The organism is Pseudoalteromonas sp. N1230-9 (assembly GCF_032716425.1).
GTDB lineage: Bacteria > Pseudomonadota > Gammaproteobacteria > Enterobacterales > Alteromonadaceae > Pseudoalteromonas.
In genome coordinates, this window is record NZ_CP090420.1 from 839,348 (window position 1) to 864,536 (window position 25,189).

Genomic DNA, 25,189 nt, shown 5'->3' on the forward strand with positions numbered 1-25,189 from the left:
TTAAAAGGTATGTTGAAAGGTCAATTTGGCATGAATAGGAAGCTCAGGAAAAACTAAAGTTGAGCCAAAGTAACCGCCTTCAAAAACAGGACGCCAGTTATCTTGATTAGTCACATTTGTGATATCTAAACGTAAAGACGTTTGCTCACTGAAGGCATATCGTGTATTCACATTCAAAGTGTATTGATCGCGAATATGCACGGTTGCTAAAAAATCAAGCGGATAGCTTTTGGTGTATATACCGCCTAAGCCAATATCCCATTGAGGAGTGATAGAAAAACCACTGTTAAAGCTAAATGATTGTTCGGGAATACCTTGCACTCGCCTAGTTGATGGCGGAAAAGACGCGAAATTAGGTGCGCCAATACCTGTACCATTAATAATATCAGGACGAGAATTATCAAATGCATCAGCGACTTGGTTTGAGTCTTGGCTACTTGCTGAATTATCGTAGCGGGCATCTATATAGCTGTAACCGGCATTAAACCAGTATTGCTCAGCATCATAAAACACCTGCGTTTCAAAGCCTTTTGTACGAATACCCGTATTACTTCCATCACGATTCCTGAGGCTACGACGTTGATTAAATAAAGCCGCATCGACATACCACGGGCTGTCAGTTGGTGAAAATTTTAAACCAATTTCAGCAAGGGTGTTATCGGTTGCAAAATTTTGTGCGCTAATTTGGTTATCACTTCCTAAAACATTACCACCGGCCATGCTATTGGAGGTCGCTTCGTTATAGCTCCCTGTAATATAAGAGGTTAATTCTGAAGTGAGTTTATAGTTAACACTAATCTGCCCAGCGTGCAGGGTTTCATAAATATTATCGCGCGCTGCAACTTGACCTTGTGGTGCAATGGGATCCCGAGCTTCTACATCATAATAGTCAAGGCGATAGCCTAAACTTGTGCGCAATTTTTCAGTCCATTGACTGTCATGCACAAAAGCAAGCCCCGTTTGCCAACTGGTCGAATCGGTTGTATCAGAGAGTGAAAAATCTCCAACACCGTCGTTATCTAAATCGTATTGGGCTCCCGGAGATACAAATACACCTGGCTTTAATTCAACTAATCTTGATTTTTGCTCTGTTGTGAGCGGGATACGGCGGTTTTCAATCGGGCCTGTTAAATCAATGGGTAAGTCTGCTTCTGTGGTAAATTGGCTGAACCCTTTTACTTTGTTAAAGCGAACATCAAACGCAAAAATAGAGCTTTGACTATCATTCCATTGGTAGCTTAACTCAGTGCGGTTTTGGGCTGTGTCAGCACCATCAATGATCTCTACAAAGCTATTTTGAGCGACTTCTTCACGTTGCAGGTGCTGAAAATAAGTTGTATTTTTAAGGGTCGCTTTATCATTTAGTTCACGTTTATAGATACTGTGAAGTAAATAGGTCGTGGCTTCATTGATATTATCGGGGTCTGTTAACACTCGGTTTCGCGGTATACGAACTTGCCCTGTGGGTGAAATAATAGCCCCCGCTCCTGCAATAGTACTGCCATTGGGTTGTATACCTTGGCCAGTAATATAAAGTCCATCATCAATAAGCGCTTGAGTAGGGCGATTGATACCTGCGTTATCTGTAAATTCAACCTGATAAAGCTCGAAATTTATATCTAAACTACTTTGTGCGTCAGGCAAGAAACGCACAGCTGCAAATAAACTATCGCTCTTATAACCTGAGAAATCATAAAAACTACCATTATCAATATGTTCAGCACTTACTCTGAAGCCACTTTTACCTTCTACTATCGGCGCTGTGTAATCGAGCTGTGCCGAGTAGTGATCCCAGCGACCAGCCGAAAGCACCAGTTTGCCTTGAGATTGTTCAGTATTTGCCTTTTTTGAGCTCAGGTTTACAAAGCCCCCATTTCGTTGACTACTACCAAATAAAACGGGTGGTGCACCTTTTACTACATCTATTTGCTCAATAGCATTGAAGGATATTGGAATGCCAAAACCGTTATTACCTGCTTGTCGGCGAACGCCATCTTGAAATAGTTCACCTAACTGCCCCCTTAAAGTTGGTAAGCTCGGATTACCAAATCCGCTAGCTGAATAGCTATTAGGTGTAATAGATAATATATCTTGCAGGGTGGTGATATTGAGTTGTTCGATCATTTCACTGGTGATTGGCGTTACACTTCGTGCAATATCTTGTAGAAAAAGATCATCGCCAAAAGGTCCATTTATAGGCGTATCTTTAGGTGTCATTTGGGTATTTTTTAATTGCTCGCCTGATATTTGAATAACCTCAATCTCATTATTCTCGGTAGCAAGTGATACAAAGCTTGCACAAATACTCAGCGCTAAAAATGCGTATTTCAAAATGTTCTCTCTGCGATTAAATAATTTATTGACGATGAATGAGACCAACAGCCAGAAAAAATACTTTCAAAGCATTTTTATTTTATTTTTGTAATGTTTCTTTTTATTTTCGGTCTTGTTGTTTTTAAGCGTGAATAGTTCAAAGGAAAAATAATGATTCAATCAACTACATCAGATACACACAATCGCTTGCAATGGTCGCTTTTATCATTACGTTTGGGCGTGTTTATCGTTATGTTAATGTGGAGCTTGGATAAATTTGTAAATCCAAGTCATAGTGCTATTGTGTTTGAGCACTTCTATGGGTTGAGTGGCTCAACAGATACAATTGCCTATATTCTAGGAAGCTTGCAAATCATTTTAGTGTTTGCTTTTGTGGTGGGGTTTAAGAAAAAAGTCACTTACGGTTTAATATTTTTATTACACGGCGCATCCACACTTTCTTCGTATGCTCAATATATAGATGGGTTTAATAATTTACTTTTCTTTGCTGCATGGCCAATGTGGGCAGCCTGTTTTACATTATATTTAATGCGTGATGAAGATGTGAAGTATGTAGTGTGATTTTATAAACTAGTTTAAATACTCTTAGCTTAATTTAAATAGAATGAATTTATTTTCTTATTTTTATATTAATGATTTTTAATGAAAATTTTTTTAATGAAATTTAAATGGGCTAAAAATAAAAAAGCCCAGCGAACACACAAGCTGGGCCTTTTGACAACAATTTGGTTGAGTCACTGCGTGTGCAATGACTCGGAATAAAAAAGCTTAGAGAACACACAAACTAAGCTTTCGACAACAATGTGGTTGAGTCACTGCGTGTGCAATGACTCGGAATAAAAAAGCTTAGAGAACACACAAGCTAAGCTTTTGACAACAATGTGGTTGAGTCACCGCGTATGCAATGACTTCGGATATAAAAAAGCCAAGAGAACACACAAACTAGGCTTTTTGTGACAACAATTTGATTAAAGTGCTAAGTTTTTCTTAGCGCGGTTGAGGTTGTGATTAACTAAATCATTACCCGACATTTTTACCGCTTCATAAAAATCTGATAGTGCAGCTGTGTCGTTTTTCGACATTATGCGTGCTATACCACGGTTACTTAAAGCGAATGATGTAAGCTCTCGACGTTTATAGCCGCGTACTTCGCTTTTATTTAGAAGCTTGATAGCTTCGGTACACAAAGATTCCGCGTGGCTGAAATTTTTAGATTTCACGCTTGCTGCGCAACGATTGAATGCAAGTTCATATTGACTATTTAAATCAGTTGCTTGCGCTGTGCTATTTAACACCGCGTCGTATTGGCCTTGCATAATTGCTTGCGATGAATCTGAGTCATTAATTACCATCAGTTTATAGTCACTTTGCTCAGCGATTGCAAAAGCTGAACATGTTAGTAATGAGCTAAGAGCAAGTCGTTTTAAAAGTGGTTTAAACATGATTAGTTTCCTCGTTAATCGCAGCATCGTTTGCTGATGAGTTAACTTTAGAGTAATCCCTCTAAATCGACAAACGATTAAAATAAACCTGATAGATGAATTTTTTTAACTTATAGAGTAAAGCCTTAATTAAACTTGCTATTCCAACTTGCAAGTAATAAAAAGTTCTTACTTCTTCTTTTTGGATCTTGTCATATGTGATTTGTGCATGAGAATTTGGCCCGTATTATAGGTATTTTTTAATTAGTGATGAGTTGCACGAAGTGTTTTGTAAAGTGAGAAATAGCTAAGTTAAAAATTAAACCTGACGGTTAGACTGTTGTTACGAGAAATAGAAACCTTCTTCCCAATGGAGGTATCCACTCGCTGTGACGCACGAGGAGTGGACGTATTAACTTTACGTGATGAAGAAAAACATGTGCTAAATAACTAAGCTATTGCAGTGGTTGTCTCGCTTGATAACCAGTTCAGCGCAGATGTTTTAGATTTAAATATCTGCATAGTCATACCTGTTTTTTTATATAAATTGCAGTACGTATTACTCAGCAGGTTTCCACCTTCAAGCCCCTCTTTTATGATAAAGGCTGTTTTTTTCGGTGCACTATTCTGGCGTTTTAAATCAGCTAAATACATCATTAGTTTTTCAAGGGCACCAGGCGTTGCCATGCACGAGTTTTCAAACTCAACTAATTCACACCAGTCACCATGCTCTGCGATGATTTTTTCAATATAAGTTTGTTGAGTAAATGACAGGGCATCAATAATCTCTTCATTGAATGGGCCGACGGCGGTTGTAAAAAGTGTATTTTGACGTTGATAAAACTCAACAAGGCCGTGGGGCTTAAAATCTGCATATGGATAATATTTAGTTGAGGCTATGCTGTGCATTAGTTCAATCCCTGAGCCTTTGATATTAGTTAATAATTATTAGTATTTGATAATAGCAGCGAATTCAACAAGGTCAATATTTATACTCTAAATTGAGACGGTTTAAGTCATGAGCAAAGGGTTTTCATTACCATGTTGATCCAGCTTGTATATAAATTGCATTTTGCTCAGGGCCATGCGCAACATCTACACCGATAGTTATGCCGTAATGTTCATCGACTAGATAGCGAACGCCTGCTCCGACTGTATCAATTGTATTGGCTTTGGATAAACCTGAAAAACTGTTAGCAGTCCAGCCCATACCTGTAAACGCATTTAGCTTGATATGTTTGGTTATTTTGTAGCTGAGCTCAGCTTCTGTTACAAGCACATCAAACCCTTGGTATCGTGTTGCTGAAACACCTCGTAAATTAATGCTGGGGGGAATGTAGACAGGGAGGCGTTTATTACTTCGATTGGTGACAGTGTCATACTGCATTCGTAATGCTAAGTTAATTCTATTGGTCAATTGCCAGTAATTAAGTGCTGTTAATTTTAGACTTGTGTAATTGACTTTACTACCAATACTTTCATCAAAGTAGAGGTACTCAGCTTTGAAATTATAGCCTTTTTCTGGGTTTAGAGGGTTATCACGACTATCATACTCAAGTAAGGGACCAATTCCCGATGTATTGATATCTAACGATAAATGCTCTTTTATTATGTCGTTATCGAGCAAAAAATATTCAATAGGGTTGTCTGCAAGGCTGATATCGACTTGGCGGTAAATCTGTTTTAAGCCATAAAAAAAATTACTATTATCATAACGTAACTTTAAATTTTGAAAAATGGCAGGCCCTTCAATATTCAGGGATAACGGTGTGAGGAGTTCTATTTCGTCGAAGGTGTAAAAGTCTAGGTTAATACTCGCCCAGCCAACAATACCTTGGTAGCGTATACGGTCTTGATCCCAAAAAGTAATATGTCCAATGGCAGCACCTTTAGTACCATTTTTGGTGCCCATAAGGCCTACTAAGCTAATGCTATTTGGTAGTGTTGTGCCCGTTTTATTTTTCTTTTCATTGTCGTGAAAGAATAAACCAACAACCCCTAAGCCAGGCCCTAGAGCTGGTTCAGTGATAAAAGCAGGGATAGGTAAAAAAGAAATTGGCTCATCAATCTTTTGTTGATTATCTAGCCGTGTTTCTGCAGGCTTAATTGCATAGTCATCGTAACTAGAGGCAAAGGAGCAGCTGCTTATTAAAGTTGCAGCCAACAAATTCAGACATACAACTTTTTTCACTTATTTATTGCCTCTGTTTTTTGTTAACGAGAAGAGCATAAGTTGCAAAACGATTAGAGCTGATAGTTAAACTCAATGCGATGATCGCCATCCATAAAATCAACATTTTCATTCCAGTTTGCAAAATAGCGTAAGTTCATTCTGGGATTTATTTGATAACTTGCGGCAAATTCGTGTGTTAGAATATGGCTTTGATCGTAACCGTAATAATGGTCTTTGTAGGTATCACTACCACCGATAGTGGTTAGCCAAAAAGGGTTATAGTTGAGCCAAATTTTGTCAGTAATTGTCACTTTTGCGTACATACCCACTAGGCCATAAGCGCCCATAATTGAATAGCCACTATCGCGAGTGCCGTCGTCCTCTAACGTGTTTTCGCCTAAAGATGTGCCTAAACCTGCTAATGGGTAAAAGGTAAAACGTCCTACGGGCTTTAACGCTTTGATATAGCTGTAAGATAAATCCATGCTTTCATCAGCCACTAAATTAGCATTCAAATTATAGTTGGCATCTATTTGAGTGGCACTCATTGTGGTTAGATCAACAGAGAAATTACGAAAACGAAATGAATCAATAGAATCTGTTGTTACATGATCGCTCTCCCAACCAAGTGCGTCACCATAAATGCCTTTCACTTCAATATTATTCATTCCAGCAGTTGTTTCGACGCCTGTATCGTAAGCTTGCCCAACCTTAAGATTTATTCCTTTATTGGTTGCACCTGCTCCGACTTGAGTATAAACAGCTAGGGGATCTGACATGTCTTGAACTTCTTTTTGTTCAGCAAGCGCATCAGAAAATGGAATGAGAAGTGAAAATAACAGAGTGATTTTTCGACAGTTCATGTGCTTTCCTTACACAAAGTGGAAGTGAAAAAGTACGCTTTAGTTACTTATAATCTATTTAAAGTATTAGTTCAATAGTATTAAAAATGAACAAAGGACTATTTTACAAGTAAGATAATGTTATTTGATTTTGCACAAAATTAGATAAATAAAGTAATCAATTTATTCAATGAAAACTTGATTTAAATCGTTTTTTCGTAGTTCGGAACTAGAATAGCTATATTTCTAACCTATACTGAAATAGGCTCTTTTTAGAGTAAAGGTACTAGTTAAACAAAAAGGATGATTTATGAAAAAAATAATAGCGGCCGCTATTTGTAGCTTGGTCTCCACAGTGAGCCTTGCCGCTGATAAGCCAAATGTACTCGCCATTATGGTTGATGATGTTGCCCCCATCTCCCTAAGCGCATACTCCCACGGCATGACATACCCAACGCCTAACATAGATCGTATAGCAAATGAGGGAGCACTTTTTACAGATCACTATGCTCAGCCAAGCTGTACCGCAGGTCGAGCCGCGTTCTTGATGGGTCAGTTACCCATCAGAACAGGGCTAACGACTGTGGGTCAACCAGGTAATCCTTTAGGTATTAAAGAAGCCGATCCAACATTAGCTGAGTTTTTAAAAGACCGCGGTTATATGACGGCCCAATACGGTAAAAATCACTTGGGTGATTTAGATGAACACTTGCCTACTAAGCATGGTTTTGATGAATTTTATGGTAACTTATACCACTTAAATGTATCCGAAGAGCCAGAACAAGCTGATTACCCAAAAGATCCTAAGTTTGTGAAAAAGTTTGGCCCAAGAGGTGTTATAGAATCTTACGCTAATGGCAAAATCATTGATACCGGCCCACTTACTCGCAAACGCATGGAAACCTTTGATGAAGAGGTGTTAGAACGCTCACTTAACTTTATGGAACGAGCAGTAAAAGCAAAAAAACCATTCTTTATCTGGCACGCCACAAGTCGCATGCATGTTTACACTCACTTAAAACCTGAAAGTCGAAATTTAGCGACGGGCATTAGCTCTGAAGAAGATGTGTTTGGTAGTGGTTTAATAGAGCACGATGGGCATGTAGGTCAGCTGCTTGATAAATTAGATGAGCTAAAAATTGCTGATAACACCATTGTTATTTATACCAGTGATAATGGCCCAGAGCAGTCAAGTTGGCCTGATGCAGGGACGACTTCGTTCCGCGGTGAAAAGATGACAACATGGGAGGGGGGCGTTCGCGTACCTTTCTTAGTACGTTGGCCTAACAAAATACCAAAAGGCTTAAAGCTAAATGGTATTTCATCGCATGAAGATGTGTTTCCAACAATTGCTGCGGCACTTGGTGAAAAGAACTTGCGTGAAAAGCTTAAAAAGTCAGACAAAGTTTATATCGATGGTGAAAACAACCTTGATTACTGGACAGGTAAAGCGGATAAATCAGCACGCAACTTTTTCTTTTATTACTATGAGTCTCAGTTAACAGCAATACGCTTTGGTCCATGGAAAATGCACTTTGCAACGAAACCAACGGGCTTATACTATGATGATATGATTACTCATAGCATGCCTAAACTTTTCAACTTACGTAAAGATCCATTAGAGCACTATGATGGGGTAACGGGGTTTCATCAAATTATGCGTAAGAGTTGGTTATTACAACCCATTATTGCAAAGCTGAATGAACACGTTAAAACATTTGTAGAGTTTCCACCTCGTCAAGAGTCTGCTTCTTTAAATGTTAACGAAGCAATTGAGAAAGCTAAATCACTGAATTACGGTCATTAATTACTATATAAATTTAGTTGAGAAAGGGCCATATTGGCCCTTTTTTACTTTATTTATTAATACTATTCATCATTTCAAGTTGCCCAACAAATTGCTGTATTTGCTGATTATTAGGTACTAGGCGTGCTAAGTTACGTGCGTAAAATAGTGCTTGAGCGTAATTTTTTTGTGCGGTGTACCACTGTGCTAAGCTATAGCTAATGTCAGGGTTGTTTGGTGTTAACTCAAATGCCTGTTCAAGAGCTGCAATAGCCTGTGGCATATCTCCTAAATCTTGTAACAGCAAGGCGTAGGTGAAGTGGTAATTGGCATTATCTCTTGCCAGCGTAGTCGCTTGTTGTAGGTGTGTTAGTGCTTTTCTCTTTTCCTTAGAGCGAACTAAACTCATCGCGAGCGCATAGTGAAGGTCAGCACTGGTATTATTGATAGCCAACCCTTGATTTAATATTTCTTTTGCAGCTAACTCATTTTGTTGGTTTCTGTATAAATCAGCTAAGTTAACATAAGCAGGTACAAAAATCGGCTCAATCTGAATGGCTTTTAAATAGTGAGCTTTTGCTTTTTCAGGTTGTTGCAATGAAAGTGCTAGATTGCCAAGGTTTGTATGCGAAAAGCCTCTTTCTGATTGATATAGTTGGTTTTTCTTATACTCTTCGAGTGCAGATTTTAAGCGCTTGGTATCTCGTTCGTTTAAACCACTTGGGAAGGGTTCCATTAACATGGGGGCTAAAGCACGTGCAGCTTCGCTCCTTATCGGTAAGTGTTTGTCATCAAGCAATGGGTTCAGCATTTTCCAGCGTTGATTAATATCAAATGGCATTGCCGCCTCTATGGCAGATTGTCGCTTGAGTGGCTCAGGGTCTTTGACTGAGCGAACAATTCCAACAATGGCGTTATTATCAGGCGTTGTTGCTAAGCGGCTTAATGCTGACGCACGAATGATGTCAGGAAAGTCTTTATTCTGTACTATTTTCGTTAGCATGGTTGATGCATTAGGTAAGCGGTTATCTGCGGCATAAAAGGCTTCAGAAAAGTGCGCTGTGCCAAGATGTTTTGGGTGTGGATGCCAGTCTTTTATTTTTGCAACCGCCCACTGTGGGGTTTTACTTTCGTGACAACTATTACATGCGTTCGGGGCGTTGGTTTTTAATGTTAAGTCTGGGCGCGGCACACGAAAGCTATGATCGCGCCTGTCATCGACTTGCATATAAGTTGTTGCAGGCATATGACAATCAACACATTGGCTACCACTTGTAGCCACTTTATGGCCGTGATGTTTTGGTGTGTCGAATATCTCCTGACTATGGCATTGTGTACAGGTTTGATTACCCGGTAGCTTTAATTTTCCAGAGTGAGGGTTATGACAGTTACTACAGGTAACCCCCGCATTGAACATCTTACTTTGTAAAAAAGATCCCCATACATAGTCTTCATCCCAAATTTGGCCGTCAACATGGTACAGCTCGGGTGTTAGTAATGAACCTTGAAAAGTGTGTAAAAAGCTGTGTGGATCTTTGCGGTCATCAAGCTGTGAGCGGCGAGCATGACACGTTGCACACATTTGCACTTGCTCGCTTTTTACGAGTGGTTGCACGCTTTTCATACTGCCATCTGTTTGTTGAGTAAAAAGTGGGGTTTGCTTTTTAATATTATGAGTAAAGCCCTTATCGGCAATGCTGCTATCGCCATGAGCCCATTTTAAATGAGCTTGGGTATCGCCATGGCAGGCTTTACAGCTAACGTTAATACTTGAGTAAGTTGAATCAAAGCTATTAGCTTTAAGGTCAAATTGCTTTTTGAAATCAGTTGAATGGCAATCAGCACACATGTGATTCCAGTTTTGGCCTTTTTGCGACCAATGAAATAGGTCGTGCTTTTTCTGCTCTGGGTGCAGTACAAACCAACGTTGTCCCCCCTCAGCTTTACTACGCGAGTCCCAGGCAAATGGAAAAAGCTGTATGTGGCCTTTGCCCATATCAAACATGTATTGTTGTAATGGCTTATAGCCAAAAGTGTATAAAACTGGGTAGTTAGTTAGTTTGCCATCAAGGTTTGGCATGCTAATAAAAGGTTGTTGGTTTTGTTTGTAAAAACGCGCTTTCTGGCCTTCGTATTCGAGAGTTTGGTCGTTAAAATTACCGAGCACAGTAGCGGCTGTGGCTTTTTCCATTGCATGAAAATGGTGCGAAGACTGCCAATCTTGTACTTGGCTTTGGTGGCAGTTTACGCACTCTGGTTCGGCCTGTAAATTGAATATAGTCCATCCAATAAAAAAGCATACTACACGCACCATTAAATAATTCCTTTTTACTTTTTGCCCACACTTTTAATAAGTTATATTAGTTTTAGAGTGTAAGTAAAGCCAATGACAAAAAGAAAAACGCCTTGCTTTTAAAGCAAGGCGTATAGATTATTTATCTGTATCTTTTACAGCCTTTAGTTTGGCTGCATGGTCAATCTCAAATTCAGGCATGTTTTTATTGCCCTGTATTAAGTAGTTGTCCATCCAACGCATTAGACGAAGGCTGTAATCGTACTGAGCGGCAACCTTACGGTTACCATGTCCTTCACCTGGGTAGTAGACTAAGCGTACATCTTTGCCTTGTACTTTCATGTAACGGTAAAGCTCCATTGATTGAGCAGGGTGTACGCGCGGATCCTCTTTACCATGCATGATAAGCAGTGGTGTTTTAGATTGGCCCGCCCAGTAAATAGGGCTGCGCTCTAAATACCATTGCCATTTATCCCAAGGATATGAGCGTGCGTGAACCAGATTCATTTCGTTAGAAATATCTGTTGTTCCAAATTTTGATAGTTGGTTAGATACACCCACAAACATCACACTTGCTGCAAAGTGTTCAGTCAGCTTTGTTGCACCCCACGCTGAGGCATAACCACCGTATGAGCCACCAGTGATACCAACACGTTTTGTATCAACAAGTCCCATTTCTACAAGGTGATTTTTAAAATCGACCAAATCGTCAAACTCTTTGCCTGCATAGTCGTTTTGGCCTAGTTTTGAGTAATCAACCCCCTTACCTGTTGAACCACGGTAGTTAGGATAGAAAACCGCATAACCACGCGCGGCTCCCATTTGCCCAGGGCGAGAATAATTGGTTACCCAGCCATTTTTATCATGGCTTTCAGGCCCACCATGGACAGACATAATTAGTGGGTATCGGGTACCTTCTTTATAATCAAGAGGGTAAACCAATATACCTTCTATATCGACACCATCACGTGCTTTAAGTGAGATAGTCTCTTGTTTGGCAAAGCGTTTATCATTTAACCAAGGGTTAGAATCAGTTAAACGGGTTGCTTTATTACCACGGATAATAAACACCTCATTTGGATGCTTTGCTGTATTAGCGCGCACAGTTAAGGTTTTATCTGAATCAGACACACTTAAATTGCTGGCAATAAAGCGACCTTCTTCAATGATCTTTTTATACTTTTTACTGCCCGTTTTAATACTTGCAACAAAACTTTCTGTACCAACATTTGCGATGAAGTTTAGTGTATTGCGTTTATGAGACCATTCAAAATCAACGATATGGCCCATAAAATTTGGTAGCCACTCTGTGATTTCTGCCGTTTTTGTATCAGCAATAAATAAGCGACCAGTAGCTGGATCATGTTTATCCTCAGCACCTAAAATCGCGATGTACTTACCATCAGCAGATAATTCGGCATCGCCTAATTTACCTTCGGTTTTAAAAGATAAGGTTACCTGGTCATTTGTAACATCATATAAATGCCACATTGACTTAGTGTATTTGTCATCAATAAGAGCAGTTGGTTGAGTTTTAACAAGTAGTTTTTCACCGTTAGCTGACCAATTCATATCACTAACATAATCACTAACGTTTAATGCCGTTGGCTTTAATGGCGTGTCTGTTTTTGCAAGACTAACAATGAAAAGCTGTTTATTATCAAGGCCAAGCTCATATACTTCTGCCATAAAGCCTAATTTTTTTAGCTCTTTTTCAGACTTATCTTTGGCAGGGAGTGCTAAAATAGCGACTTTTTGATTGTCAGGGCTTAGCTCGTAACTTGATATTGATGTGTCTTTTAAAGACATTACTTTTTGAGCTTGGCCACCGTCAACGGGTATTTGATACAGTGAAGTGAATTTTTCATCGTTTAATTTAGCAAGAAAATAAATGGTTTTGCTATCTTTAGACCATTGAATGCTGCCGATGTTAACCTTACCTGTAATGTACGGACGCTCAACGCCTTCGTCATCAACAATGTAAAGTTCGCTGTAATTACGACCATTTTCATCTTTGTACAGTGTACGTGGTACTGAGCGGGTAAACGCAACCGAGTCACCATCAGGGCTTACGCTTGTTTGGATAACTGATTGTATTGTTGGAATGTCGTCAATTGTAATTGTGTCGTTGGCAGTAGCAAGTGTACTTGAAAGACCAACGGCTAAGGCTAAAGCAGTTTTTAGCATAGTAGTTCCCTTCGCTTGTTATGTTCTGCGGTGATTATAGCAGTGTGGAATCGCATTAGTAACAAATGCGATCAGTGGCTGTAACGAATACCTAAATAAAACCGTCGACCATTCTTATAGATGCCCGTAGGAGCATACTGATTACGTTCATATGTGTAGGTTGTTTCGTTGGTAAGGTTTATTGCATCAACAATAATATCGAATTGTTTGTTTAGTTTTATGGTTAAATTACCGTCCAATTGACCGAAGTTTTCCATGATGGTTTCACCTACGCCAGTCGCAAAGTCAGTGCGATAATTGTATGCTAAACGGCCACTAAAGTGTTCGTTTTCGTAGTAGCTAGTTAAGTTTATTGTATGTTTTGAAGTACCAGGAATAGCGTTAAGGCTGGCATTATTACGTTTACTTCTTTGGCCATCAACAAAGGTATAATTTGCAATTAACCCGAAACCATAAAATAGCTCTTGTTGATAACCGAGTTCAAAGCCACGAATCGTACCACCACTGCCATTGATTGGTCTGTCTATTGTCATAGCAATGTTTTCATGCACTTCAACACCACGGTTAAATTCAATAAATGACTCAACATCTTTATTAAATAAAGCGGCAGACAATAGCCCTGCATCAGCAAAGTACCATTCAAGGCTCGCATCAAATTGATTGGCTCTGTAAGGGTCTAAATCAGGGTTACCGCCTTGACCTTGTGCTTGGGTGACATTGTAGTTGGTAGAAGGCATTAAGTGATTATATTGCGGGCGAGACATGACTCTGGCTACACTAAAGCGAGAAATCACATCATCGGTAATATCAATGTTGAGGTTTATACTCGGCAGTAAGTCTGTGTAATTTTTATAGTGGGTTTGCCATTGGTAGCTGTCCGGAAGCTCAATAGGCGATGCGATGCGAGCATAAGCAGCGCTATCTTGACGAGTATTAACAACTCGTAGCCCAAGGTTTGCGTTGTATGTATCGCCATTTAAATTTAGCTTAACATAGCCCGCAGTCGTTCTTTCTTGTATATCAAAACGACTGGCTTTTTCTTCCTGCTGTTCAAAATTAAGTGTATTAAATTGCTCTGCAAGTAAATTGATATCAACATAGCTATAGTTTTTTAAAGTGTGCTGATTACCAATGCCGGTTAAAAAATCATCTGGGATATCAGCAGGAAAATCAGCGAGTGTCCAAGCAAGTTGCTCTGTTAATTTATCGTATGAGCCATTAATTGAGCGTAAGCGAATAAAGTCACGTTGATGATCACGGTATTTTACGCCAAATTTTATAGAAGAAATAATTGAATGATCAACGGCACGTTCAAAGTCAGCTTGTATATAAAGCTCTTGATCAGTGGAATCTTGACTGTCGTTTCTGGCCTCGGTGAGTTGCCATTGTGCAGCATCAAGAGGTGAAATGGCATAATCTGCAATGATATTTTGTTGTTGCCGTGTGTCGACACTAAACGCCGTATTCGCTGAGAATTGAGAGGTATAGTCTTGCTTTGAGCCTCCACCGCCATGAGTAAAGCCTAATTGATAAGTATTATGCCACAAATCAGCCTGTTGCGATGCGATCAACTGAATACTGCTCGTGTCGATTTGTGATTCTCGCCAAATAGCTTCCATTGCAGTGCTATAAGGTCTATTTATATCAGTGACTTTGCTATAACGAGCAAAAGCCAATGTATTGTTGATGATTGCAGCGTCATGAATGCGGCCCCCTCTGGCAAAAACGCTGCTTGGTTGCCATAAAAAGTTCTGGTTACTGTTATCGGCATCAAGCACTGAATACAAGCCATTTAGTTGAATATTCCAATCAAAATTAAGTTGGTGCTCAAAAGCAAATGTCGCAGTGGTAAGAATTCGACGTTGCTTAAAGAGTGCCGAACCACCACCGCCTGGCGTCCAAACTCGATTTATATCGGCTAGCCTGTCTACAGGGGAGAGGCTGTTATCATCATTCAAGGCGTAGTTTTGTTCGTGCCACCCCCATGACTCTAGGCCATCACGACGTAATGAGCGCTCATTTCGACTAAAAGTTAGTAATAAGCCAGTGCTCTGTGTACTATTTTTCCAGTTATAGAAGCTCGCTAGTTGTGGATCAAACTCACCTGATAGGTCGTTATACTGCAGTTGCGTATTTATCACAAAGTGCTTATTCGGTGTTGTAAGAGGGCGCATGGTTTTTATGTTAACCGCTCCCCCTAATGATCCTTCATCATGATCCGCTTGTGGTGTTTTATAGACTTCGAGTGAAGCAACTAAATCAGCGGGCAACAAGGTATAGTTAAACCCTCTGTTGGGTTGTGATGAAATCCACCAATCGGCTGATGCAATTGATTGACCATTTAAATAAGTACGGTTTTGCTCTGGTGTTGTTCCTCTAACACCCACTCGCTCACCTTCACCTTGAATACGTGATAATGAAATACCGGTCACACGTTGGAGTGCCTCTGCGACATTTTTATCAGGAAATTTACCGATATCTTGTGCGCTAATAGTATCTATAATTGATTGACTATTTCGTTTATCATGGAGTGACTTGACAGCGCTGTCATGAAAGCCCCTGATTTGAATGGTTTCTAAAGCGTTCTTTTCTTTATCACTTGTTTGAGCAAAGCTGTACGTTGAACTAAATACAAGTAAAATAAAACCAATATAGGTAAAAATGTTAATAAAATTGAGCGTTCTTAAAGCCATGCCAAATCCAATAAAGCGGTTAATGTGTTCTTCAAGTTGCCTCATGATAATAAAATCAAGAGTTTGTTGCTTGTTGTCAGTACCTTATTTATATTTTACGCTTTCTCGATTAATTTAACCATAGATTAACCTGTGTAACAATTGAACAAATGTCGATGTCAACCCAACAAAAAGTAATGCTTAACGATGTCATCGTTGACTTTGTGAGCCTGAAAATAAAAATACAGAACGAATGGGTTGATGTAGAGTCTAGGCAATTAGCCTTGTTGTCTTTGTTATTAAAAAAACAGGGCGAAGCTGTTTCACGAGAACAGATTATGGATGCGCTATGGGGAGATGTGATCGTCAGTGATAACTCGGTGAGTCAACTGGTCACTCAACTTCGAAAAAGCCTTCATGATAATAAGTCTCCACCGCAAATTATTAGAACGATTCCTCGCATCGGCTATCAGCTAATTGCCAATGTGAGTGAACCGCCAACATTGTTTGATAAGGCTCGTCAACATTCACCAAAAAAGATGGCATTGTTTGGCGTCACAGGTATTGTTGTCGGTGTAATTAGCACTTTACTTTTACAGTATTTATTCACGGCAAAGGGCAAACCGACAGAGTTTAACTACCGTGCTCGCGTAACATCTGCACCAGGCACTGAGGCTTTTTTACGTTACTCCCCAGATGGACGATATTTAGCGTTTAGTCAGTCAAACGAATTACAAAATCAGTTTGACTTAGCTGTATTCGATCAACAAAGCCAAACAGTTCATAATATTAAAAGCTCAGGTTATTCCGAAGAAGCACCAGTATGGTCACCAGATGGTCAGTGGTTGGCATATTATCGTTATGACCCGTTACGCTGTGATATTCGCATAATAGGTGTTAATAACGCGATTGAAACATGGCGTTTGAGTCCAGAGTATACCTTAACACAGTGCCTGCCCAGCAGCGCTCCTACACGGCTCAAGTGGTATAAGCCAGATGTACTTTTTGGCATTGTTTGGCACGACAACCAGCCCCGTTTGATGAAATACACGCTGAGTTTGGGTGATAAAGTTAAAGTGCAAGATACAACCTTGATAGGGGAGTTTAAACCTCTCGCGTTTGATATTAGTGGCGAAGGAAAAATGCTGATTGTTGAAAAGCAGGGCATTTGGTACACACTAAGCGAAGTGAATTTGCATAACCTGAGTGAGCAGCGCATTATTAGTCGTCAGCAGTATAAACAACAGCCCATCTATGGCGCATTTGCAAAACATATTTGGTCAGTGGAAGATGAACTGATGCGCAGCACATTACAGGGGGTAAAACACTCATTACATAAACCTATGGGATTTATTGCCAGTTTAGATGTAAACCCTGTTAATGGCGACGTTGCCCATGCAGAGGGGTTAGCGCAAATAAATGCCTATCAACTCAGTTTACATAAAGGCAGTGACGGAATAAGTGTTGATAAAACCACTCAGCTTGCCTCTTCAACCCGTATGGACTTCATGCCTACCATATCAAGCAATGGTGAGCTGGTTGCATTTATTTCTGTACAGCGCCCTGGTGTCACTCGGTATTCTCAAGCAGAGATTTGGATTAAACATCAACGCCGAAAAGGAGCCAATCGAGTGGCTCAATTACCCAGCCATATTACTCCAAAATACCTGCAATTTTCGCCTAATGGCGATACATTATTGTTGCTAGATGAAAGACAAAATGTGTATTTAATAAATTCTTTTTCACGCCGGTTGGTCCCTGTTATTTCAGGCTTTGAGCAATTGAATGCGGTTCGTTGGTCTGATGATAGCCAAACTATTTTTTATCAAGCAAAATCACAGCAGGGTGAATGGCAAGATTGGCAGTATGATTTGCAACTGAGCAGTAACTCATTAAAGGCAAATAATGTGACACCCCGCAGGTTATCGCCAGCTCAGCCTCTGTGGCAATTGAATCCGTCCTACATTAACTATGAGCACACATTGCGTGTTTATCTGTCAGCAGCTTTAGAGCAACATGTTCCCTTATCACAACTATTGCCATCACTTAGTTTATATAAGCCAGCCTTATTTGAAGGGGGGATGTACTATATTCTTCGCGAAGGCCATCAGTTATCTTTGTATTGTTATGTCATTGCTTCACAAGAAAATATATTTATTAAAAAACTAGGTGCTTATGGGTTAGATATAGGAGTTAATTTGACAATGAGTAGCTCTGTGGATGGAACACAATTGGTGTTTAGTCAGGTTGATGGTATTGAAACTGATATTTTGTTACATCAAGTGGTTAATTAAGTAGCGTTAAAAAGGCTGAAATGGCTTGAGTACTCCAGTTTCTGTCGCGTGCTTCATTGAGCGCAGCTTGTGCAAAGAACTTAGCTTGTTCGATTTGTTTTTGTTGTTGTTGAAGTTTGGCCTGTAGCAACAATAGTTGTGGATGGCTTTTATCTAGTTTTAATGCATCATCTAATGCGTGTTGAATATCAGCAACGGGTTCGTTTAATTCAAAAAGAAGTGCTGCTAAATCGCGCTTAGCTCTGAAGTGGCCTTGTGCGGCTGCCGCAATTAACCATTTTCGTGCTTTGTTAGGCGCATAATCAACATACTGTTTGTTTAATAACTCACGACCAAGGCGATATTGAGCATTAGCAAAACCATTTTGCGCGGCCAATAAAACCCAATTTAAGCCTTTTTGTCTGTCTACTCGACCATAATCACCGCGCAGCAAATTAGCGCCTATTCGGTATTGAGAATTAGCGTAACCATTACGGGCTGAGGTAAGTAATAACTCACTACTGGCGGTGTCTTTTTGCCAGTGATATTTTAATAATTTACTAGCATTGTACTTATCAGAGCTTAACCAATTAGCAATATAGTATTGAACTAGTGCATTGCCTTGTTCGGCTGCATCTATTAATTCGCTTATTTCACTTTGGTAACTTTTTTGCTGACGCTGAAAACTTTGCTGGTATTGCTCACCTTTGAAGGTTGTAAAGTGATAGAGCAAAGAGCGATTATAATATGCGTGCTCTATCTCGCTAGGTGCTTCATATTGCCAACGTTTGACAGCATTTATGAGAGGCTTGTCAAACGTATTTTTGGGGTAAGAGTCTACGAGTGTAATATCGCCAACAGCGCCGTTTTTATCAATATCAAACTCTAACCAAACCCAACCCTCTAAACCATTGTTGTAGGCGTGTTCGGGGTAGGTTGGTTCAACGGTATAGCTACGATACACACTTTGTTCATGCACAGGCTCTGCGGTTAGTTCTGGGCGCAGTTCTTGATCATACTTTTCATAACTAATATTCGTTAACAAGGCTGCGTATGCATCTTCAAGTGCTTGGTGTTGTTGTTCACTTTGTTTGGCGATAAGCCTTGCAGTATCGCGTGCTTCTTCTAGGCCAAAATCAGCGGCTAAATTAAACCACGCATAAGCTTTGGCAGGGTTTTTCTCACGGCCTTGACCATGCAAATACATAACACCAATATTATATATCGCATCTACATTACCTAACTGAGCAAGCTCGTAAAACTGTTGCTGAGCTTTGTTATAATCGCCTTGATGATAAGCTAAGGTGGCATCGAGAAGATCGGCTTTTACACTACAAGATAAAAGAGCATAAGTGACCAGCCATGCAAATAGTTGCATGGTTCGAGTTGCACGTTTTGCATCTTTTGGGTGAGTGGTTATGAGCGACACTGGTAATTTATTTTAAGATTTTAAAAGCTCTTTAGTCATTGATTGTACTTGTTTTAGCCATGATTGCTAGAACAACACATGCTATTTAATCAATAAAAAAAGCGGTGAACAAAGTCCACCGCTCAAAGACCTCAGGGCATTGAGGCTCACCATCCATGGCGATAGTCGGATACCTGTGTTAGCAAGTGTGTCGACTAGAAATTGAAACGTACCCCAGCAGAAAAGCGACGCCCGTCAGCATATACGCCTGTAAGTGCTTGCTTAACGCCTTCCTCTTGATAGCTGAAGGTATGCTCATCTGTTAGGTTAGTTGCTTCGAAAACAGCGGTGATGTTTTCAGTGATATTAAAGTTAAAAGTGGCATCAACTTGGCCGTAATCATCTTGATAACCAGGCCATGCACGACCTGTGTCGTAACCAGTACGGAAGTTATAAGAAATTCGACCGCCAAAACGTTCAGTTTCGTAGTAAGTGCTGATGTTATACGTATGCTCAGAAATACCAGGAATAAGCACATCGTTGCCTTCTAAGTCTTTTGACTCTCCATCAACAAATGTGTAGTTAGCCGCGACCCCAACCCCTTCTGTTATTTCTGTTTGGAAACCAAGCTCTATTCCTTTTAATGTGCCTGACGGACCATTAATCGGACGGCTTATTTCAATTTCCACACCGTTAAATATTTCGGTTTGGGTGTTATTGCCTAAAGTAGACTGTAAGTCTTTATAGAACAGAGCGGCTGAAAAAATGCCTGCATCAGCGAAATACCACTCGTAGCCAACATCAAATTGTGTTGCACGGTATGGGTCGATATTTGAGTTACCACCCGTACCTACACGAGTTTCTGTGTTATAGGTTGTGGCATTCGTCATTGCGGCGTAGTCTGGACGCGTCATAACACGTGCAGCACCAATACGAAGTAACATGTCGTCATTTAAGTCAATTGCTAAATTTAAGCTTGGAAGAATATCAAAGTAACTGGTTTCTTCTTCTTGCCACGCTTTAGCATCAGCAGGTCCTACATAGGCACCTGTGGTTTGTTTGGTTTCAACTAAACGCACACCCACGTTACCACGCATACCTTCCACATCAATATCAGCTTTTACATAGCCTGCGAAGATGTTTTCTTCGATTGCAAAGTTACTATCGAACAGTAGGTTATATTGCCAATCAAGGGCATCACCATCACGACGTACTTTTCCAAGATCCGTCATGGCATAATCACGCAATGTACCGCTTGATCCAATATCCGATAAGAAGTCGCTTGGTGCAGGGTTCGAATAGTCGGCTAGGCTCCAGTTTAGATCTGTGCGAGTCTGTGACTGCAAGCGAACATTTTCACGCTTGTGATCTCGGTATTTAACACCGAACTTAATTTTACTGAATACTGCGACATCAATTGCACGCTCAAAATCTGTTTGCGCATAGTATTCTTTATCGAGTGCATCATTTGAGTCGTAACGTAAAAAGCCTAAATTCCATAAACTACCATCGGCAGGATCGTTGGCGTAACTTGTTTCAATATTTTCAGTGTTTGCCGCGTTGTAGCTATGTACCGTGTTACCTTCCCAGCCAACGCTTCGGTCTGTTTGAGTTCCTCCCGAACCTTCTGTTACACCAATGTGGTAAGATGATTTCCACGTTTCGCCTTCATGAACCAGTTTAATATCGTATGAATTGGTTTTAAGTTCTGAATTACGAACTTTTGTTTCATCAAGAACATTATTCCCTGTTTCAGATAAACCAAAGGTACCAGCTTGGGCGAAGCGACCTACCTTGTCATGCTCAACAACATCTAAAGACGTGTATTGTGAACCACCATAGCCAGGTAACCAAAGGAAGTTTTGGTTGGCATTATTGGCTTTCATTGTTGAATCAAGTGCATTAAAGGTAATATCAATATCGTCTGTTGGGCGGTATTGAAGTGTTAAATTGAAGCCTGTTCTGATTCTTTCTTGGGTGAACATGGCTGAACCACCACCACCGGGTGTGTACACATCTTCAATAACAGAGCCATCTTCTAGAGTGACATCTCGGTGCGTCCAGCTCCATGCTTCAATACCATCGCGACGAAGATTACGTTTTTGTTTGAAAACAGAGACGAGTGCACCAAACGTTTCGTTGTCATTTTTCCAGCTGTAAAGACCTGCAAGTTGTGGGTCTGTTTCGCCAGAAACCTCGCTGTGCTGCATCAGCACTGAGCCTGCTATTTTATTTGCTTCAAGATCGAGAGGTTTGCGTGTTCTAACAATTACCGTACCACCGATCGAACCTTCATCAATGTCGGCTTCAGGTGATTTATAGACTTCAAGGCCTGATACTATTTCAGAAGGAAGCATCGTATAGTTGAAGCCCCTGCTTGCTGATGAATCGACCCACCAATCTGCAGAGCCAACTGCTTGGCCATTTAATAAAGTACGGTTTTGGTTTTCTGAGGTACCACGAATACTAATACGTTCGCCCTCACCAAACGCGCGGCTCATTGATACGCCCGTTATACGTTGTAGCGATTCGGCAACATTTTGATCAGGAAACTTACCAATATCTTCTGATGTAACGGCATCTACAATTGAGTTTGCATAGCGTTTAGTATTGAGTGACTTTACAACGCTGCCGCGAATACCGCGGACTTGAATAACTTCTACTTCATCGGTGGTAGCTTTATCTGCCTCATTAGCAAATACAGGTAAACTGATACCCGCACTTACCAATGACAAGCTGATAGCTAAACTTAATTTATTTTTGTTCAAGCTTAACATTGTCGATCCCCTTGAATTCGAACTGTTGTCTTATCATTTGTGTTTGTACTTGTGTGGATGCACATAGCACTGAATTGTTGTCAAACTAACGCAACTTAATGTTGCTTATTTTTCTTGCTCTGATTTTAGGCAGCGCTGTCATTTTAAGTTTGAGAGGCTATTAAACGCTTTTAAATGCAGGGGAGTCTTGAATTTGAATGAAAAGTTGTGAAATGTTAAAAATAGATTAAATTAAATGGCTTTTTATGATTTATTTAATTGAATTTACTATATTTTTAATTGTTAAAAATTTTCGTTTCTTTAATAAGTTAAGTTTACTTATTAACTTTGAGATGAAAATTAGCGCATGATTCATAACTTATAGATGTAAAAGTGTGCAAATATTCGCTATTTGAACTCGCAATTATTAACAGTTCTTTGTGAATGTGGCGATGCGAACAAACGTGCTTTAGGCACGTTTATCCGCATTTTAGTGAAGGCTACTAGGCACCTTGTCGCTTAATTAAGCAAAAGTGCTTTTTACCACGTTGGATTAGCCAATACTGGTCAAATAACCCAAAATCAAGCTCTTGATTATCTGAGGTTACTTTATCGCCATTGACACTAATGGCGTTACTGTCTATTAGTTCCCGCGCAATACGCTTTGATTTAGCTAACCCAGTCTCTACTAATAACGCTAGCATGTTTTGCGTTGCACTTGCTATGCAAGGCATACCATCGAGTTCTAATTGTTTTAGCTCACTTAAACTCAACTGCTGAACATGACCTGTAAATAAAGCGTGTGTTATGCGCTGTGCGCTTTTAAGTTCTTTTTCACCATGAACAAAGCGTGTCATTTCTGCTGCGAGTATCAGCTGTGCTTCAGGTTTAGCTGTACTTGCTTTGTCTCGTTGTTCAATTGCATTAATGTCTTCACAGCTTAAAAAGGTGTAATAGCGCAAAAGCGTGTAAACATCAGCGTCGCTTGTTGATAACCAAAATTGGTAAAAAGCATAAGGAGACGTTTTTGTTGCATCAAGCCAAATAGCGCCTCCTTCTGTTTTTCCAAATTTAGTGCCATCTGATTTTGTAATTAACGGCAAGGTTAAGCCAAAGACTTGAGCGCTATTTTGCCTGCGAGTAAGATCAATACCACTGACAATATTACCCCATTGATCGTTACCACCAATTTGTATACTACAACCATACTGACGATTTAGCTGTGCGTAGTCGTAAGCCTGTAGCAAAGAATAACTAAACTCAGTAAACGAAATACCTTGCTGAGCGCGGTGCAGACGTTGTTTTACTGACTCTCGGTTGATCATATTATTGACAGAAAAGTGCTTGCCTACATCACGGAAAAAAGTGATGACATCTATTTCCTTTATCCAGTCAGCATTGTTAACCGTTAGTAAGGGTTTATCTAAATGAGGCAATAATAAATTTTGAATTTGGCTTGTTAATGCCTTAACCCAATCTGTGACTATCTGCTCGCTATTTAAGTTGCGCTCATTAGCTTTAAAGCTAGGATCGCCAATCATACCTGTAGCGCCACCTATAAGCGCAATTGCTTGATGACCCGCGTCTTGAAAGCGCTTAAGCATAATAAGTGGTACTAAATGACCAATATGAAGGCTTCCCGCAGTTGGGTCGAAACCACAGTACACAGTTTGAGGTGCATCATCGAGTTGCTGCTGCATCTGTTCAATGTTACTAGCTTGAGCAATTAGCCCGCGATCATTTAATTGTTGAATAAGTGTCATCTGTCTTGTCTTAATTTTTACTATCAGGTTGACAGAGTACGGATAGAGAACAGCGATTTGTATGTCTCAAAAGGGACAGTTTTAGGTTTATCGCGTAATTAGGTGGTTTAAGAAAAGCTGGAAGAGTTCACTTAATGAAGCCACATGTAATTTTGCATAGATGCGTTTTCGGTGGTTTTTAACCGTGCCTTCAGATACACCAAGCTGGGTTGCTATTTCTTGGCTATCAAGGCCTTGAATAATTAAGGTTACGATTTGTTTTTCACGTTTTGTAAGTAAGTGCTGACCAAAAGTGAATAGGGCATGCTTAATTAATTCGCGTTTTTTCTCAGTATGAATCGCAGGTTGCAATAAAGATTCAGCAAGAAGAAATTCTGCTTGTAGCCAATGTTGCTGACATAGTGACTGAATTAGACAAAAGTATGACTTTAATGTGTTTATATCTTCACGAGTAAATACATGGTCTTTTTTGGTTTTACCTAAGTAAATAATGACCCAGCGCTCAGGCTCTATCTCAATAACGAGGCAAAGCTCATCTTGCCAACCTGTTTGTAAGTAAAAATGTGAGTAATCGGTTGAGGAGGTTTTAGCTTTATTGTTCATGATATCCTTTAAAGAATGAACCCCTTGTTTTTTGTTGCTTAAAATCATCTGATAAAAGGGATCATCACGAAACGATGCCGTTAAGTAGCGCTCAAAAAGTAGCTCACGTGACTCTTTAATTGAGTCATACAAATAAATTGGATGTTTATTACCTCTTAAACCCGTTATAACAGCACAATCAAAATTTACAATATGATTGATAAAAGCCACTAACTTAGGCGTAAACGTGACTGAATTAATTGCCGAAATGGAAGCGGCGAGTAACTGATTAAATGTTTTTTCTATCATGAGATTAAGAGGTAATAATGCGCTCGGTACATCATAACGCAGGGAGGAGTATTTTTAAAAGTGATGGGTTTTATGAAGCTGTGCACCGCCAATTTAGAAAGCTCACTGAAACAAAGGGCGCATTTCCCAATGAAAATAGTTTGATGAAATTATGTATGTGGACATATTGAACGCTTCAAAGGAATGGACAATGCCAATCCATAGCTGGAATCTTATATTTTTCAATTAGCCATCCACTTCGAAGGTAGGTTAGATGCTGTGCTAGATATTTAGCAGTTTAAGCTGATACAGAATTTTAATCCCCTCAACTTAATATCCACTAAATTTGCAGAAAGTGCTTGGCTATATTTGGCGAAAAATGAACACTTAGCCAAGCATTTGGTATTATTT

The 25,189-nt window shown here is 39.8% G+C and carries 15 protein-coding genes and 1 pseudogene; 4 read left to right on the plus strand and 12 right to left on the minus strand.

The features are described 5' to 3' along the window. Complete coding sequence (locus LY624_RS21100; RefSeq protein WP_445936751.1) at positions 1-2,331, minus strand: TonB-dependent receptor; 2,331 nt, start codon at positions 2,329-2,331, stop codon at positions 1-3. A gap of 153 nt (positions 2,332-2,484) precedes the next feature. Between LY624_RS21100 and LY624_RS21105 the strand changes: the two genes are divergently transcribed. Then, entirely contained in the window at positions 2,485-2,895 is a 411-nt protein-coding gene (locus tag LY624_RS21105) for a hypothetical protein (RefSeq protein WP_130151756.1), read from the plus strand. Between the two features lie 407 nt (positions 2,896-3,302). On the opposite strand, the gene LY624_RS21110 is transcribed toward LY624_RS21105, so the two are convergent. The 4 genes from LY624_RS21110 to LY624_RS21125 form a co-directional block, all read right to left on the minus strand. Then, positions 3,303-3,776: a hypothetical protein gene (locus LY624_RS21110; protein WP_130151755.1), complete on the minus strand. Its 474-nt coding sequence runs from the start codon at positions 3,774-3,776 to the stop codon at positions 3,303-3,305. Between the two features lie 429 nt (positions 3,777-4,205). Further along, on the minus strand, positions 4,206-4,664 hold the full coding sequence (locus LY624_RS21115; RefSeq protein ID WP_341804609.1) for a hypothetical protein: 459 nt from the start codon (positions 4,662-4,664) through the stop codon (positions 4,206-4,208). A 127-nt stretch (positions 4,665-4,791) separates the two neighbouring features. Next, complete coding sequence (locus LY624_RS21120) at positions 4,792-5,946, minus strand: BamA/TamA family outer membrane protein (RefSeq protein ID WP_341804610.1); 1,155 nt, start codon at positions 5,944-5,946, stop codon at positions 4,792-4,794. Between the two features lie 53 nt (positions 5,947-5,999). After that, positions 6,000-6,791, minus strand: a complete 792-nt coding sequence (locus tag LY624_RS21125) for a hypothetical protein (RefSeq protein WP_130152415.1) — start codon at positions 6,789-6,791, stop codon at positions 6,000-6,002. 289 nt (positions 6,792-7,080) lie between these two features. Here LY624_RS21125 and LY624_RS21130 point away from each other — a divergent pair, with 289 nt between their 5' ends. Further along, positions 7,081-8,577, plus strand: a complete 1,497-nt coding sequence (locus LY624_RS21130) for an arylsulfatase (protein WP_237119114.1) — start codon at positions 7,081-7,083, stop codon at positions 8,575-8,577. A 49-nt stretch (positions 8,578-8,626) separates the two neighbouring features. On the opposite strand, the gene LY624_RS21135 is transcribed toward LY624_RS21130, so the two are convergent. From LY624_RS21135 to LY624_RS21145, 3 genes are all read right to left on the minus strand, one after another. Beyond that, positions 8,627-10,870, minus strand: a complete 2,244-nt coding sequence (locus LY624_RS21135; RefSeq protein ID WP_341804611.1) for a tetratricopeptide repeat protein — start codon at positions 10,868-10,870, stop codon at positions 8,627-8,629. A gap of 117 nt (positions 10,871-10,987) precedes the next feature. Then, on the minus strand, positions 10,988-13,036 hold the full coding sequence (locus tag LY624_RS21140) for a S9 family peptidase (RefSeq protein ID WP_341804612.1): 2,049 nt from the start codon (positions 13,034-13,036) through the stop codon (positions 10,988-10,990). 71 nt (positions 13,037-13,107) lie between these two features. After that, on the minus strand, positions 13,108-15,729 hold the full coding sequence (locus LY624_RS21145) for a TonB-dependent receptor (protein ID WP_341804613.1): 2,622 nt from the start codon (positions 15,727-15,729) through the stop codon (positions 13,108-13,110). Between the two features lie 155 nt (positions 15,730-15,884). On the opposite strand from LY624_RS21145, the gene LY624_RS21150 reads away from it, so the two are divergent. Further along, the gene (locus LY624_RS21150) at positions 15,885-18,002 is read left to right on the plus strand and encodes a winged helix-turn-helix domain-containing protein (RefSeq protein ID WP_341804614.1); all 2,118 of its coding nucleotides are present in this window, start codon (positions 15,885-15,887) and stop codon (positions 18,000-18,002) included. On the opposite strand, the gene LY624_RS21155 is transcribed toward LY624_RS21150, so the two are convergent. From LY624_RS21155 to LY624_RS21170, 4 genes are all read right to left on the minus strand, one after another. Next, positions 17,995-19,410: a TonB family protein gene (locus tag LY624_RS21155; RefSeq protein WP_341804615.1), complete on the minus strand. Its 1,416-nt coding sequence runs from the start codon at positions 19,408-19,410 to the stop codon at positions 17,995-17,997. The genes LY624_RS21150 and LY624_RS21155 overlap by 8 nt on opposite strands. Before the next feature lie 194 nt (positions 19,411-19,604). Then, positions 19,605-22,166, minus strand: coding sequence for a TonB-dependent receptor (locus tag LY624_RS21160; protein ID WP_341804616.1), 2,562 nt, complete (start codon positions 22,164-22,166; stop codon positions 19,605-19,607). Between the two features lie 482 nt (positions 22,167-22,648). Further along, the gene (gene tyrS / locus LY624_RS21165) at positions 22,649-23,908 is read right to left on the minus strand and encodes a tyrosine--tRNA ligase (RefSeq protein ID WP_341804617.1); all 1,260 of its coding nucleotides are present in this window, start codon (positions 23,906-23,908) and stop codon (positions 22,649-22,651) included. A gap of 87 nt (positions 23,909-23,995) precedes the next feature. Further along, positions 23,996-24,799 carry a LuxR C-terminal-related transcriptional regulator gene (locus LY624_RS21170; protein ID WP_341804618.1) on the minus strand — a complete coding sequence of 268 codons (804 nt, stop codon included), beginning with the start codon at positions 24,797-24,799 and terminating at the stop codon, positions 23,996-23,998. Between the two features lie 74 nt (positions 24,800-24,873). Between LY624_RS21170 and LY624_RS21175 the strand changes: the two are divergent. Then, positions 24,874-25,072 (plus strand): annotated as a pseudogene (locus tag LY624_RS21175) (IS256 family transposase); the annotation flags it as partial. Positions 25,073-25,189: the final 117 nt, after the last annotated feature.

What these genes read in the sequence shown, in the direction of transcription:
- tyrS (WP_341804617.1), bottom strand. Translation starts at nt 23,908, where the DNA reads ATGACACTTATTCAACAATTAAATGATCGCGGGCTAATTGCTCAAGCT.
- LY624_RS21105 (WP_130151756.1), top strand. Translation starts at nt 2,485, where the DNA reads ATGATTCAATCAACTACATCAGATACACACAATCGCTTGCAATGGTCG.
- LY624_RS21110 (WP_130151755.1), bottom strand. Translation starts at nt 3,776, where the DNA reads ATGTTTAAACCACTTTTAAAACGACTTGCTCTTAGCTCATTACTAACA.
- LY624_RS21115 (WP_341804609.1), bottom strand. Translation starts at nt 4,664, where the DNA reads ATGCACAGCATAGCCTCAACTAAATATTATCCATATGCAGATTTTAAG.
- LY624_RS21160 (WP_341804616.1), bottom strand. Translation starts at nt 22,166, where the DNA reads ATGTTAAGCTTGAACAAAAATAAATTAAGTTTAGCTATCAGCTTGTCA.
- LY624_RS21135 (WP_341804611.1), bottom strand. Translation starts at nt 10,870, where the DNA reads ATGGTGCGTGTAGTATGCTTTTTTATTGGATGGACTATATTCAATTTA.
- LY624_RS21145 (WP_341804613.1), bottom strand. Translation starts at nt 15,729, where the DNA reads ATGGCTTTAAGAACGCTCAATTTTATTAACATTTTTACCTATATTGGT.
- LY624_RS21125 (WP_130152415.1), bottom strand. Translation starts at nt 6,791, where the DNA reads ATGAACTGTCGAAAAATCACTCTGTTATTTTCACTTCTCATTCCATTT.
- LY624_RS21150 (WP_341804614.1), top strand. Translation starts at nt 15,885, where the DNA reads ATGTCAACCCAACAAAAAGTAATGCTTAACGATGTCATCGTTGACTTT.
- LY624_RS21140 (WP_341804612.1), bottom strand. Translation starts at nt 13,036, where the DNA reads ATGCTAAAAACTGCTTTAGCCTTAGCCGTTGGTCTTTCAAGTACACTT.
- LY624_RS21130 (WP_237119114.1), top strand. Translation starts at nt 7,081, where the DNA reads ATGAAAAAAATAATAGCGGCCGCTATTTGTAGCTTGGTCTCCACAGTG.
- LY624_RS21170 (WP_341804618.1), bottom strand. Translation starts at nt 24,799, where the DNA reads ATGATAGAAAAAACATTTAATCAGTTACTCGCCGCTTCCATTTCGGCA.